A 12,359-nucleotide genomic window follows, 5' to 3' on the forward strand; every position below is an offset into this window, starting at 1 on the left:
CAGGTCCAGGGTGAATTAATTACCCCCGGCAGCATACCCATCTCGGCCACCGGGGAACTTAACTCGCCAATACCGGCCGACCTGCTTTCGCTCCGGAGGTCAGTTGTCGGTCGCCGCGGCGGCCTGTTTGATGGCTTCGCGGATCCGGCAGTACGTGCCGCAGCGGCAGACGTTCTCGATCCGGTCGATGTCCGCGTCCGTCGGTTCGGAGGTCCGCTGGAGCAGTGCCGCCGCGGCCATGATCTGCCCCGGCTGGCAGAAGCCGCACTGCGCCACGTCCTGGTCGAGCCAGGCCTGTTGGACGGGGTGCAGGGTGTCGCCGTCGGCCAGTCCCTCGATGGTGGTGACCTGACGGTCGGCGCAGTCGGCGACGGGCACGACACAGGGCTGGATCTCCGCGCCGTCGAGATGGCTGGTGCAGGCCCGGCAGACCCCCACCCCGCAGCCGTACTTGGGGCCGGTCACGTGCAGCAGGTCGCGCAGCACCCACAGCAGCGGCATGTCGGCCGGGGCCTCGACGGTGACCGGCTTGCCGTTGAGGACGAAGGTGTAGCGGGGCATCAGTACCTCTCGGGGGCGGAGTAGGAGCCGGAGTCGACGGTCGGTCAGAAGGTGAGGGGGAAGCGGCGGGGCTTGGTGCCCGTGGCCCGGGCGTACGCGTTGGCGACGGCACCCGCCGCGGCCGGTACGCCGAGTTCTCCGGCTCCGCCGGGCTCGCCCCTGGACAGCATGATGTGCGCCTCGAAGTGCAGGGGGGCGTGCCGTTGGCGGGCGTAGTGGAAGTCGGCGAAGCTGCCCTCGCGGACGGCACCCCGGTCGATGTGGAGGCCGGCCCGCAGGATCGTGGAGATGCCGTCGATCGTCGTACCCATGAGCTGGGCCTCGAGTCCGCGTGGGTTCACGGCCGTTCCGACGTCGGCCGCCATCACCGCTCTGGTGACGCGGGGGTTCTTCGGGTCGGTGGCGTCGATCTCGATCAGGCAGGCCACGCAGGAGCCGTACTCCTCGTGGACGGCCATGCCCTGTCCGTGTCCGGCCGGCAGGGTCCGTCCCCAACTCCCGGCGGACGCCGCCTTGTCGAGCACGGCGCGTACGGCCTTGCTGCGGAGTGTGGTGCGCCGGAAGGCGACCGGGTCCTTGCCGAGGCTGCGGGCGATCTCGTCGACCATGATCTCCTCGACGGTCCGGGTCGTCCCGGAGTCCACCGAGCGCCAGGCGCCGAGGGGTATGGCCGCCAGCTCCACGCCGCCCGAATCCCCGGACAGCTGACCGAAGTTGTACAGCCCGCTGTCGCTGGGCAGCGGGCCCGCCTCCCGGACGCGTCCCGCCCGCGCGGCCATGGGCCGCGCACCGCCGTTCGCGGCGAGGCCCTCGTAGGACTCGCTGACCGAGGCCGTCGAGTGGACGAAGGCCACCACTCGGCCGCCCGCGTGGCTGGCTCGGATCCGGTGGTGGGTGGCCGGGCGCATCTGGCCGTGCCGCAGGTCGTCGCTGCGGCTCCACATCAGCTTGACCGGTCGGCGGGCCGCCTTGGAGACGAGGGCGGCTTCGAGGGCGAAGTCGTAGTTGAGCCGTCGTCCGAACGAGCCGCCGCCCCGCATGACATGGACCTTGACCTTCGACGCCGGGAGCCCGACTGCCGCCGCGATGCTGTCGCGGGCGTCCATCGGTGTCTGGGTGGAGAACCACAGTTCGGCGCGGTCCGCGCGGACGTCGGCCACCGTGGTCAGCACCTCCATGGGGGCGTGGCTGACGAACGCGAACTCGAACTCGCCGGTCACCTGCGTCGATCCGCTCGGCGCGGTGCCCAGCGGTGGGACGGCGGCGCGCAGCCGGGATCTGATGGCGGTGTCGGAGAGCGCGGCCAGCGGGCCCGGGGCCCAGGTGATGCGCAGGGCGTCGCGGGCCTTGAAGGCGTGGTGGAAGGTGTCTGCGACGACGGCGACTCCGCCCGCGACCCGGACGACCGCGCGGACGCCGGGCATGGCGCGGGCCGCCCGGTCGTCGAGGGTTCGGATCTTCCCGCCGAGCGTGGGCGGCCGGGCCACGACGGTCGGCTTCGCGCCGGGCACCCTCACGTCACCGGCGTACTGCGCCTTGCCGGTGACGAGGTCCCGGGCGTCGATCCGGGTCGTCGGCTTGCCGATCACCTTGTGCCGGGAGGCCGGTTTGGGCTTGCTGGACACGGCCGGGCGGGTGACCTGCGCGGCGATCGCGGTCAGCGAGCCGTAGGTGGCCGTACGCCCGTCCGGTGCGACCACCATCGTGTTACGGGTGCGCAGTGTTCGCGCGGGGAGCCGCCAGCGCCGGGCGGCGGCGGTCACCAGGCGGGCCCGCGCGGTGGCGGCGAGCGCCCGGGCGGGACCGTACAGCGAGCTGACCGAGTTCGAACCGCCGGTGTACTGGCTGCCCTTGGTGCGGGCGTCGGCGAGCGGGATGTCGACGTCGGCGAGGCGGGCGTCCAGTTCCTCGGCGATCATCATGGCGACGGCGGTGGTGACGCCCTGGCCGACCTCGACGCGCGGCAGCCGGACGACGACCCGGTTCGCCGCGGTGACCTCAAGGACCAGCATCTCGTCGTCGTCACCGGTCACCACGACACCGGACCGCGCGCTCGCGTCCGCCGTGGAGCGCTCGGCGCCTTCGGCCGAGGACGTGTCGCAGCCGATCGGCGCGGCCACGGTCAGGGTGGTGGCGGCCAGCGAGTAGACCATGAACCTCCGACGGGACCACTGCCGTTCCATCGCCACCCCTGTCACTTCCTGTCGATCACCGTGGGGCACCGACGGGTCGGCGCCGCGCCCGCTGTCGGTGCGTCTCCTGTGTATGAGGGGCCGGGCGGCTTTCTGGTTGCGTGCCCGTGCCGTCCGGTCCGCGGCGGTTCCCCCCGGACGGCTGGAAGCCTCCCCCCAGGTGGCTGGAGTGTCCAGGGATGGCGTTCTACCGGGGCTTTCGCCGTTCTAAGGTCGGGAGACGACTTCGACGGCAAGGCGGAACGTACGTGATCCGGGTAGTGGTGGTGGACGACGAGGCCCTGGTGCGGTCCGGCTTCAAGCTGATCCTGAGCGCGGCCGACGACATCGAGGTCGTCGCGACCACGGCGGGCGCCGGCGCGGTCGACACCGTACGGCGGGAGCGCCCCGATGTCGTCCTGCTGGACATCCGGATGCCGGACGTCGACGGTCTGACCGTGCTGCGGGAGGTGAGGGGGCTGCCGGAACCCCCGGTGGTGGCGATGCTGACGACGTTCGACGCCGACGAGTACATCCTGACCGCCCTGCGTTCAGGCGCCGCCGGCTTCCTGCTGAAGGACACCGAGCCGGACCAACTCGCCCAGCTGGTACGGAGCTTGGCGGCGGGCGGGGTCGTCATGTCGCCGAAGGCCTCCCGTGCCGTCTGGCAGAGTCACCCCGGCTCCGCCGTCCGCGCCGAGGATCCCGAGGCCGCCCGGGTGGGCCGGCTCAGTGAGCGTGAGCGTGAGGTTCTGGTGCTGGTCGCGGAGGGGCTGTCCAACGCGGACATCGGCACGCGTATTCATCTCAGCGCGGGCACGGTCAAGGACCATGTCAGCGCGATCCTCACCAAGTTGAGGGTGAGCAGCCGGGTGCAGGCGGCGCTGCTCGCCCAGCGGGCCGGGCTGCTGGACGGGTCGTTCGGCGAGGGGTACCAGTGAGCGCGGCCGACGCCCGCCCTGCCTGGTGGACGCGTGTCCCGGACCGGGGCGTCGACGCGGGTGTCGTCCTCGTCGCGGCCGTGGACGCGTCGATCAGTCTGTTCGGGGAGTCGCCCGCCTCGATCGCGGCCTCCGTGCTGGCCTGCGGGGCGCTGGTGTTCCGTCGACGATTCCCGCTGGCGGTCTTCCTGCTGACCCTTCCCGCGAGCCTGATGCTGGACATCGTGTTCGCCCCGTTCGCCGCGCTGTTCACGCTCGCCGAACAGTCCCGGGACCGCCGTCTGCTCGCCTTCTGCGCCCTGCTGTTCGCGATGGCGTCGGCCGCTCCCTGGCCGCCGGACGACCTGTCCTCGCACGACCGTGCCTGGACCGTCGTCTCCTTCTTCTACACCCTGGCCTCCGCCGCCGCCCCCGTTCTCCTGGGCCAACTCCTCCAGGCCCGGCGGGACTTGTCGGGGCGGCTCGTCGAGATCGAGGAGGCGCGGGAGCACGAACGGCTGCTGCACTCCCAGGCCGTGCTGGCCCGGGAACGCGCCCAGCTCGCCCGGGAGATGCACGACGTCGTCTCCCACCAGGTCAGCCTGATCGCCGTACAGGCCGGAGCGCTCCAAGTCGCCGCGAAGGAGCCGGAGTTCAGGGAGGGTGCCCGGACGATCCGCGCCCTGAGCGTCGACACCCTGGACGAACTCCGCCATATGGTCACCCTGTTGCGGGCTTCGGGCGGCAAGGCCACCGAGCTGACCCCGCAGCCGACCCTGGCCGACCTCCACCGGCTCGTCACGACCAGCGGTATCGAGACCGAGCTGACCGGTGAACTCCCCCCGGACATCGGCACCCCGGCCCAGCGCGCCGTCTACCGGACCGTGCAGGAGGCCCTCACCAACGTCCGCAAGCACGCTCCCGGCGCCCGTGCGACGGTCCAGCTGTGGCGTGCCCCGGACGGCGCCGGATTCGGCGTGACCGTCACCAACACGCCCCCGACCCGCCCGTCCCTGCCCCTGCCCGGCTCCCACCAGGGCCTCGTCGGCCTCCGGGAACGCGCCGAACTCCTGCACGGCACCTTCCGGTCGGGGCCCACTCCCGAGGGCGGCTACCAGGTCAGGCTCAGGATCCCGGCCGGCTCGGCGCAGTAGAGCCGATCAGCGCGGTGTCGATGCCCACGGGACCGAAGGCGTTCGCGCCGCCCGGGGTGCCGAGCGGGGCGTCGCGGCCCGGCAGGGGTTCGTCGAAGAAGCGGCGGTTGTCGGTGCGGTGCTCGGGGTCGGCGAGGCGGTCGACGGCGATCGCCTGTTCGGGGCAGGCCGTCTCGCAGGCACCGCAGTCGATGCATTCGGCCGGGTTGATGTAGAGCTTGCGCTCACCCTCGTAGATGCAGTCGACCGGGCACTCCTCGACGCAGGACCGGTCCATGATGTCGACGCAGGCCGGGCCGATGACGTAGGCCATGTCAGTTCTCCTTCTCTGTCGAGTGCCCCGGGAACAGGGCCGCGTCCGGGTCGATGACGGTGGCGGCGTTGTTGACGGCGGTGGCGACCTCGCCGAAGCCGACGGAGATCAGCCGCACCTTGCCCGGGTAGTCGGTGATGTCCCCGGCGGCGTACACGCGGGGCAGGTTGGTGGCCATGCGGGTGTCCACGGCGATCCGCCGGGCCTGGAGCGTCAGCCCCCAGTCGGTCAGCGGGCCCAGGTCGGCGAGGAAGCCGAGCGCGGCGACGACCGTGCGCGCCGGGAGCAGCCGGGTGGCCTTGGTGGTGCGGTGGCGGACCTCTACCTGTTCGACGTACGAGTCCCCGTGCAGGGCGCTCACCTCGCAGTCGGTGATGATCTCGATGCCGAGGGCGCGGACCTTGTCCACGCTCGCGCGGTGGGCCCGGAACCGTTCGGTGCGGTGCACCAGACGGACGGAGCGGGCGAGCGGGGCGAGGGTCGCGGCCCAGTCGAAGGCGCTGTCGCCGCCGCCGACGACCACGACATCGTGGCCGGTGTGCGCGGCGGGGTCGGGGACGAAGTAGACCTGCCCCCGGCCGAGGTAGCCCTCGCCAGCCGGGAGCGGCCGGGGCGTGAAGGTGCCCACGCCGCCGGTGATGACGACCGCGCCGGCCCGGACCGTGCTCCCCCGGTCGCCGCGCACGACCGGGCGGCCGTCGGGATCGTGGGTCAGGGTCACCGCGCGCTCGCCGAGGAGGTAGCGGGGGCCGTACGGCTCGGCCTGGGCGACCAGGTTGGCCACCAGGTCACGGCCGCGTACGGCCGGGAAGCCGGCGATGTCGAAGATGGGCTTCTCGGGGTACATGGCGCTGATCTGGCCGCCGCACTGTGGCAGGACGTCGATGACCGCCACGCGAAGGCCTCGGAAGCCCGCGTAGTAGGCGCCGTACAGGCCCGCGGGCCCGGCGCCGACGATCAGGATGTCCGTCTCGATCGTGCGCGACTCGTCCGTGGTCGTCGGCAGGTCGGTGAGAACGCTCATGGTTCCGGACGGTACGAGCGGTACGCGGTCCGGTCCCACGGGATCGGTCCGGTGAGCAGGACGCCCCGCTTAACGGACCGGGCGGCGCGCTGGGAACGTCTGCGGTACGAGATTTCCGGCCACGCACGGGAGTACGACATGCGGACAGCAGCCAGAATCGGACTCAGTACCAGGAGCACCTTGACCGTCGCCTGTGCGGCGCTGCTCCTCACCACGGCCTGTACGGCCGGGACGACCGACTCGACGGGGGTGTCGGCGGCGGGGAAACCGACCGTGCGCCTCGCCCTCGGGGTCGACGCCTCGTACGCCCCGATCTATCTGGCCGTGGAGCGCGGCATGTTCGCGGACGCGGGCGTCAACGTCGAGCTGGTGAAGACGGAGGGCGGCCCGGCGGCGTCCGAGGCGGTGACGGCGGGCACTGCGCAGATCGGGCTCAACTCCGACTCCACCGCCCTGCCGCTGATGGTGACCAATCCCGACCTGCGGGCCCTGGGCGTCTTCCAGACCTCGGACCGCTACCTGAAGGTCGTCCTGCGCGACGGCATCGACTCCCCGAAGCAGATCAGGACCATGGCGTCGATCGGCGGCCTCGGCCTCTACTCGACGCACCGGTATCTGCTGCACAACGGTATCGACCCCGACTCCGTGAAGATCGTGGAGAGTTCACCGCCGGAGATCCCCGGCCTGCTGGAGCAGGGCTCGATCGACGCGTACATCCTCTACGAGCCCTGGGCGACCCGGGGCGACGAGGGGGGCGGGCACATCGCCGGGCGCATCGGCGACTTCGGGGTGCGGTACGTGCAGTGGCTGCTGGCCGACCAGAGCTGGCTCAAGGACAACGAGGAGGTCGCCGGCAAGATCTTCAAGGTGGTGGCCGAGGCAGACAAGCTCGTCACCAGTGATCCCGCCGCCGCGGCGAAGGCGTCCAACGCGCAGGTCAAGCTGCCCGAGGACCAGACGGTGAAGGTCCTGCCGGAGATCACCTTCGCCGCTCGCGGCATCACCGACTCGGACCTCACCGAGTCGAAGAAGATCGTCGACTTCTTCCTCCAGCAGAAGCTGCTCAAGAAGTCGCCGGACCTCGACACCACCCTGCTCAAGGGCTGGTACGAGCAGCACGCCAAGTGAGTTCGACGCTTCCCGTGACGCAGGGGGCGCCGTCCTCCTTGAGCACGGCGGCGTCGAGCGTGACCCGGGTTCCCTCGCCGCAGGGCTCCACCGTGCGTACCGTCGCGGTCCAGGTGAGCTGCTCACCGGCCACGGCGGTGGCCCGGTTGCGCCAGCTCACCGACGCCAACTCGGCCTCGGGTCCGGCCCAGTCGAGGGCGTGCCGGGTGAGGGTCTCGCCGTGCAGGGTGGACTGGACGACGACGTCGGGGAAGCCCTCGGTGGCGGCGAACGCGGCGTCGTAGTGGATGCGGTGGGAGTTCCAGGAGACGGCGCTGAACCGGAACAGTTGCAGGTGGCTGTGGTGGTAGGTCTGCTGCGGGCAGGCCTGGCCCGCGGTGGGAGCGGTCATGCGGCGGCTCCACCGGCGGGGCGGGGGTCTTCTTCGGCGGGTGCGTCGGGCAGGTCGAGTACGACGACCGTCTCGTCCATGGCCATGAGTTCGGCTCCGTCCTCCACTGTGAAACGGGTCGTGATGCCGAGCAGGACGAACTCGCCCGACCGGCCGCTGCGGTGGTCGGCCGAGGTGATGGCCCGTTCCGCGGTGACCCGGGTGCCCGCGAGCACCGGCCCGCCGAGCCGGACCGACTGGCCGCCGTGCACATGGCGTACCGGCAGTCCTGCGGTGCAGGGCGCTTCCCGGGCGGCGAGCCCGTCGCGTTGCAGGGCGTCCTCGGTCGGGCCGTCCTGCCAGCTCAGCGTCCCGGCGAGGAAGAGCGGCGGGGCGACCACGGGCTCTCCGGCGGCCTCCTGGGCACGGGCGCGGCGGATGTAGTCGTCGTCGTTGAGGGAGGCCGCGTACCGGCAGAAGTCCTTGACGGCCAGGACGCCGCAGTCCTCGCTCTCCCACTCCCCGATCAGCTTCCGGGCCCTGCCGAGCACCTCCTCCAGTGCCGCGCTCACCGCAGCGACCTGCTGATGCCGAGGGCCGCCGCGCGCAGTGCGACCGCATGGCCGGGAGGATCCATCCGGTAGGTGGGCGCCGTGATGGACAGCGCCCCCACGAGGGTGTCCTGACGACTGAAGACGGGCACGGCCATGCTCGTGTAGCCGAGGCGGATCTCCTCGGCCTCGGTGGCGATGCGCTCCGCCCGGATGCGCTCCACCTGGGCGCGCAGCCGGCCGGGCGAGGTCACCGTGTGCCGGGTGAAGGGTTTCAGGCCGTTTCTGACGACCTCGGCGAACAGGGTGGGCGGGGAGAAGGCGAGGATCGCCTTGCCGGTGGCCGTGCAGTACAGCGGGAGCCGGCCCGCGACCCGGGACTCCTGGTTGAGCCCGCGGTGCGGGAAGAGTTTCTCCAGGTAGACGACGTCGAGGCTGTCGTGGATGGCGAAGTGGATGGTCTCCTGGGTGGCCAGCAGCAGGTCCTCCATGTACGGCTGGGCCACCTCGCGCAGGATGCGCTGCCGGTGCACGCGCTGGCCGATCTCGAACAGGCGCAGCCCGAGCCGGTAGTCGCAGCCCGCGCGCTCCAACAGCCCCCACATCACCAGTTCCTGGGCGAGCCGGTGCACGGTGGCCTTGGCGACGCCGGTACGGCGGACCAGTTCGGCGAGGGAGAGGCTGTCGTCCTCGGCGGTGAAGGCCTCCAGGATCGGCCTGACCTTGCCCAGGACCGAGTTCATGGGGTCCGGGCCGGGGTCCGCGTCCCGGGGAACGGCTGACGGGATACCCGACGGGAAGTTCGGCGAGATGTTCGACGCGGTGTTCGAAGCTGCGTTCGACGGGGTGGTGACGGTCACGGTCATGGGAAGTACCTCCCGGTCGGTCGTTGCCCTCCGGAGAACGGAACCACGGCCTCATGGACGGTGGCCATGGTCAGTTGTTAATTCACGGTGACCCGGAGCCGGAGCCCGTCAACGCGCCGCGTCGAGGAAGGCCAGGCTGAGCGGGTTGTAGAGGTCGGCCTTCTCGTGCTGCGGCCAGTGTCCGCACTCGTTGAAGATCTCCAGCCGGGCCCCGGGGATGGCGGCGGCGATGGCCTCGGCCTCCGGGACGTCGCCGAACGGGTTCTTGTTGGCCCACACCACGAGCGTGGGCGCCTTGATCCTGGCCATGCGGTCCGGCCGGAGCAGGTTGCGCTCCCGGGTCTCCACCTCCTGGAGGGCCAGCAGGTTGTGCAGGTTCCGCTGGAACTCGGGCTGGTGGTAGATCTCGTACCGCACCTCGGTCAGTTCATTGCCGAAGTCGTCGTCCCACTCGGCCCACAGCAGGCGCAGCCGGTCCCGGGTGAGGGAGATGTCGTCCTCCAGGGCGGCGGCCCGCGTCGAGGTCTTGAGCCGTTCCATCACCGCCGGGTTGACCTTCGTGCCGCCCATGCACAGCAGTTGCAGGGAGGCGACCCGGTCCGGGTACTCGCTCGCCGCCCAGGACGACACCCAGCCGCCCAGCGACTCGCCGACCAAGTGGGCGCGTTCGGCGCCGACGGCGTCCAGGTACGCCATCAAGTGCTCGACGTACGCGGGGATTTCGCCCGGCCGGTCGGGCTTGCCGGTGTAGCCGTGGCCGAGCATGTCGATGGCGTGGCAGCGGTAGCCGGCCGAGGCGTGCACCGGGATGTTCTTGACGAACGCCTCCAGGTGGCCGGTCGTGCCGTGCAGGAACACGACGTGCTCGCCGTCCTCGGGACCGGCCTGCAGGGCGCGCGTCCTGATGTCGCCGGTCTCGACGTAGGCGTGCCGGTAGTCGATGCCCGACAGTGCGGTCCAGATGCTCATCGCTGCCTCTCCTCGGTGTGTACGGGGTCCAGGACGGCGACCGCCATCCCGGTGAGCCACTCGGGCATGGGCTCGTACGCCAGGCGTCGGCCGGGGGCGTGGTCGAGCAGGGCCGACATCAGCAGCCAGGTGCGGATCTCCTGGGCGCCGTTGCCGGCGGTCTTCTCCACGTCCTCGGTGGTGAGTCCGGTGACGCGGTGGGTCTCGCCGCGCTCGACGAGGGACAGGAACTCGTCGTCCCACTCCGGGTTGAGCGCGGCCTCGGCGGCGCGGATGATCTCGCGGCGCCGGACGTCGTAGTCCTGCCAGTTGGTGCGGCCGTCGAGCCAGGCGCCGACCATGAACTCCTCGTCGTCGCCGTGCGGTTCGCGCCAGTCGGGCCAGGGCAGCCGGTGCGAGAGCCCGCCGGAGCCGATGACGGCCACCCGGCGGTTGCCGGGGAAGGCCAGCACGGCCTCCCGGATCGCGCGGCCCAGGCGCTCGCAGCGGTCAAGGGTCGGCAGCGGAGGGGCGAAGACGTTGATCACGATCGGTACGAGGTCCACGTCCAGTCCGTCCAGGAGGTACTGGACGGCGTGCGACTGCCCGTGGTCGATCTGCAGCCGGGCGGAGAAGGCCGCGTCGAAACGGCCGCCCTCCACAAGGGAACCCGCGATGTACCGGGCGAGCGGCACGTCCACCGGCAGCGGGCCCTTCGGGGTGCCGGACTCGCCGCTCGCCACGCACTCGCCCACCCCGATGGTGAAGCTGGGGATCAGGTCGAGCCAGAAGCCGCGGAAGTGGTTGGAGCCGACGAGGATCACCGTGTCGGGCCGAGCAGCCGCGAGTTCGTCGCGCGCGGCCTTCAGGGCGTCGCGGAAGCGCTCGGCGCGGTCCTTGTGGAGGGTCTGCTCCCAGTGGGTGTTCATCAGCGTGCTGTGCGAGGCGCCGACGCCCAGGACGATCTCGGTCATGCCGTTCCCTCCAGGTCGGCGCGGGTCCGGGTGACGGTGTCGACCGCCGTACGGACCAGATGCCGCGTCAGCTTCTCCATGGCCCGTACGGAGACGGTGTTCATGCCCCGGGCGAAGTCGATCTCGAAGGGCGCGTCGGCGACCTTCGGCATGCCGACCCGGACGGTGGGGATGCCCCGGCCGCGCAGGATGTTGGCGTCGGTGGCCCCGCTGTTGCCCGCGATCACCTCGTGCTCCCGGCCTTCCAGGGCGGCCCAACTCGCCTTGGCCGTCCGGCAGATGAAGCTGTCGGGGTCGGTTCGCGTCCCGGGGATCGCGAGGATCATCTCGGTGCTGACGTCGATGCCCGGCAGCTTCTCCCGTACGGCGTCGATCGCCGCGGCGAACTCCCGTTTGGCGTCCATCGGCGTCGTGTCGGGGCCGATCCGCAGGTCCACCCTGAGGGTGCAGGCGGCCGGGGTGACAGCGGCCATGCGGGGCCAGCCGCCGCGTACGGAGGAGACGATGCCCTGCGGGGCGACCGTGCCGCCGGTGTGCCGCTCGGCGTACTCGGCGAACCACTCCTCCAGGTGCTGGACGACCTCACCGGCGCGGGCGATGGCGTTGTCGTACGGGAGCCGGTGCCGCGAGCCGACGTAGGTGTGCGTGCCCCGGACGGTGACCTCGAACCAGACGAGACCGACCTCGTCCCAGGAGACCGTCCAGCCGGGCTTGGCGATGACCGCGTAGTCGGTCCACGCGCCCTGCTCCAGCAGGAACGAACAGCCCACGCCCTGCCCGGTGTTGAGCCTCGCACTGCCCGGCCGGGCGTTGGTCGGCATGCCGCCCGCGCCAAAGGCGGCGACCAGGTCGCCGGTGAGCGGGAGGCCGGCGCGGGCGATCGCCTCGGCGGCCATCATCACGCAGGCCGCGTGGCCCTTGGGGTTGGAGGCACCGAGGCCGGTCACCAGGTCGCCCTGGACGGTGGCCCGGGGGCGCATGTCTTCCCTCAACTCCGGGCCGATCCAGGGGAGATCCTCGCTCTCCTCGCCCACGGTCAGGGTGTCGATGGGCGCGTAGAGCATGAGGTCGGGGCCGGTGCCGTCGCCGGGGAGGCGGGCCCAGGCGTTGGCCTGGCGATCGTCGAGGGGCTGTGTTCTCGCGGTGTGGCATCCCGAGGTCTTCAGCGTCTCGGCGATGTGGGCGGCGAGCGGGGCCTCGTCGCCGGTCGGGCTCGGGATGTCGACGAGGCCGGTGATCAGGTCGCGCAGCCGGTCGCCGGTGATGTGCCGCCAGGCACCCTCGGTCCAGGCGCGGCGCCGGTCGTCGAGCCCCGCGAGGCCGTCGCCGCTCATTGGTTGATCCTGTGGACCTGGGTCATGGTGGTGCGCGCAAAGCGC

General features: G+C 71.5%; 13 protein-coding genes. 3 read left to right on the top strand and 10 right to left on the bottom strand.

Features of this window, described 5'->3' with window-relative positions; all coding sequences use genetic code 11:
- Positions 1–99: 99 nt before the first annotated feature.
- Together ACWCRB_RS00805 and ACWCRB_RS00810 are read right to left on the bottom strand one after the other, a co-directional pair.
- Complete coding sequence (locus tag ACWCRB_RS00805) at positions 100–561, bottom strand: (2Fe-2S)-binding protein (RefSeq protein WP_450993930.1); 462 nt, start codon at positions 559–561, stop codon at positions 100–102.
- A gap of 44 nt (positions 562–605) precedes the next feature.
- Positions 606–2,714 (bottom strand): molybdopterin cofactor-binding domain-containing protein, encoded by a 2,109-nt coding sequence (locus ACWCRB_RS00810; protein ID WP_450994059.1) that lies wholly within the window; start codon positions 2,712–2,714, stop codon positions 606–608.
- Positions 2,715–3,001: 287 nt separating this feature from the next.
- On the opposite strand from ACWCRB_RS00810, the gene ACWCRB_RS00815 reads away from it, so the two are divergent.
- A complete protein-coding gene (locus tag ACWCRB_RS00815) occupies positions 3,002–3,673 on the top strand; it encodes a response regulator (protein WP_450993931.1) in 672 nt (223 codons plus the stop codon).
- Positions 3,670–4,806 carry a sensor histidine kinase gene (locus ACWCRB_RS00820; protein WP_450993932.1) on the top strand — a complete coding sequence of 379 codons (1,137 nt, stop codon included), beginning with the start codon at positions 3,670–3,672 and terminating at the stop codon, positions 4,804–4,806. The genes ACWCRB_RS00815 and ACWCRB_RS00820 overlap by 4 nt, the downstream gene beginning before the upstream one ends.
- Here the strand turns inward: ACWCRB_RS00820 and fdxA are convergent.
- Positions 4,778–5,119, bottom strand: coding sequence for a ferredoxin (gene fdxA, locus ACWCRB_RS00825; protein ID WP_450993933.1), 342 nt, complete (start codon positions 5,117–5,119; stop codon positions 4,778–4,780). The genes ACWCRB_RS00820 and fdxA overlap by 29 nt on opposite strands.
- A gap of 1 nt (position 5,120) precedes the next feature.
- Positions 5,121–6,143 (bottom strand): NAD(P)/FAD-dependent oxidoreductase, encoded by a 1,023-nt coding sequence (locus ACWCRB_RS00830; RefSeq protein WP_450993934.1) that lies wholly within the window; start codon positions 6,141–6,143, stop codon positions 5,121–5,123.
- Positions 6,144–6,323: 180 nt separating this feature from the next.
- Here ACWCRB_RS00830 and ACWCRB_RS00835 point away from each other — a divergent pair, with 180 nt between their 5' ends.
- Entirely contained in the window at positions 6,324–7,271 is a 948-nt protein-coding gene (locus tag ACWCRB_RS00835) for an ABC transporter substrate-binding protein (RefSeq protein ID WP_450993935.1), read from the top strand.
- On the opposite strand, the gene ACWCRB_RS00840 is transcribed toward ACWCRB_RS00835, so the two are convergent.
- The 6 genes from ACWCRB_RS00840 to ACWCRB_RS00865 form a co-directional block, all read right to left on the bottom strand.
- Entirely contained in the window at positions 7,240–7,662 is a 423-nt protein-coding gene (locus tag ACWCRB_RS00840; RefSeq protein WP_450993936.1) for an acyl dehydratase, read from the bottom strand. The two genes, ACWCRB_RS00835 and ACWCRB_RS00840, sit on opposite strands and share 32 nt — an antisense overlap.
- Positions 7,659–8,213 (bottom strand): FAS1-like dehydratase domain-containing protein, encoded by a 555-nt coding sequence (locus ACWCRB_RS00845; protein WP_450993937.1) that lies wholly within the window; start codon positions 8,211–8,213, stop codon positions 7,659–7,661. The genes ACWCRB_RS00840 and ACWCRB_RS00845 overlap by 4 nt, the downstream gene beginning before the upstream one ends.
- Positions 8,210–9,058 carry an IclR family transcriptional regulator gene (locus tag ACWCRB_RS00850; protein ID WP_450993938.1) on the bottom strand — a complete coding sequence of 283 codons (849 nt, stop codon included), beginning with the start codon at positions 9,056–9,058 and terminating at the stop codon, positions 8,210–8,212. The genes ACWCRB_RS00845 and ACWCRB_RS00850 overlap by 4 nt, the downstream gene beginning before the upstream one ends.
- Before the next feature lie 108 nt (positions 9,059–9,166).
- Positions 9,167–10,027: an alpha/beta fold hydrolase gene (locus ACWCRB_RS00855; protein ID WP_450993939.1), complete on the bottom strand. Its 861-nt coding sequence runs from the start codon at positions 10,025–10,027 to the stop codon at positions 9,167–9,169.
- Positions 10,024–10,980 (bottom strand): DODA-type extradiol aromatic ring-opening family dioxygenase, encoded by a 957-nt coding sequence (locus ACWCRB_RS00860; RefSeq protein ID WP_450993940.1) that lies wholly within the window; start codon positions 10,978–10,980, stop codon positions 10,024–10,026. Before ACWCRB_RS00860 ends, ACWCRB_RS00855 begins: the two co-directional genes overlap by 4 nt.
- Positions 10,977–12,314 carry a M20 family metallopeptidase gene (locus ACWCRB_RS00865; RefSeq protein WP_450993941.1) on the bottom strand — a complete coding sequence of 446 codons (1,338 nt, stop codon included), beginning with the start codon at positions 12,312–12,314 and terminating at the stop codon, positions 10,977–10,979. Before ACWCRB_RS00865 ends, ACWCRB_RS00860 begins: the two co-directional genes overlap by 4 nt.
- Positions 12,315–12,359: the final 45 nt, after the last annotated feature.

This window comes from Streptomyces sp. NPDC002156 (assembly GCF_053593675.1).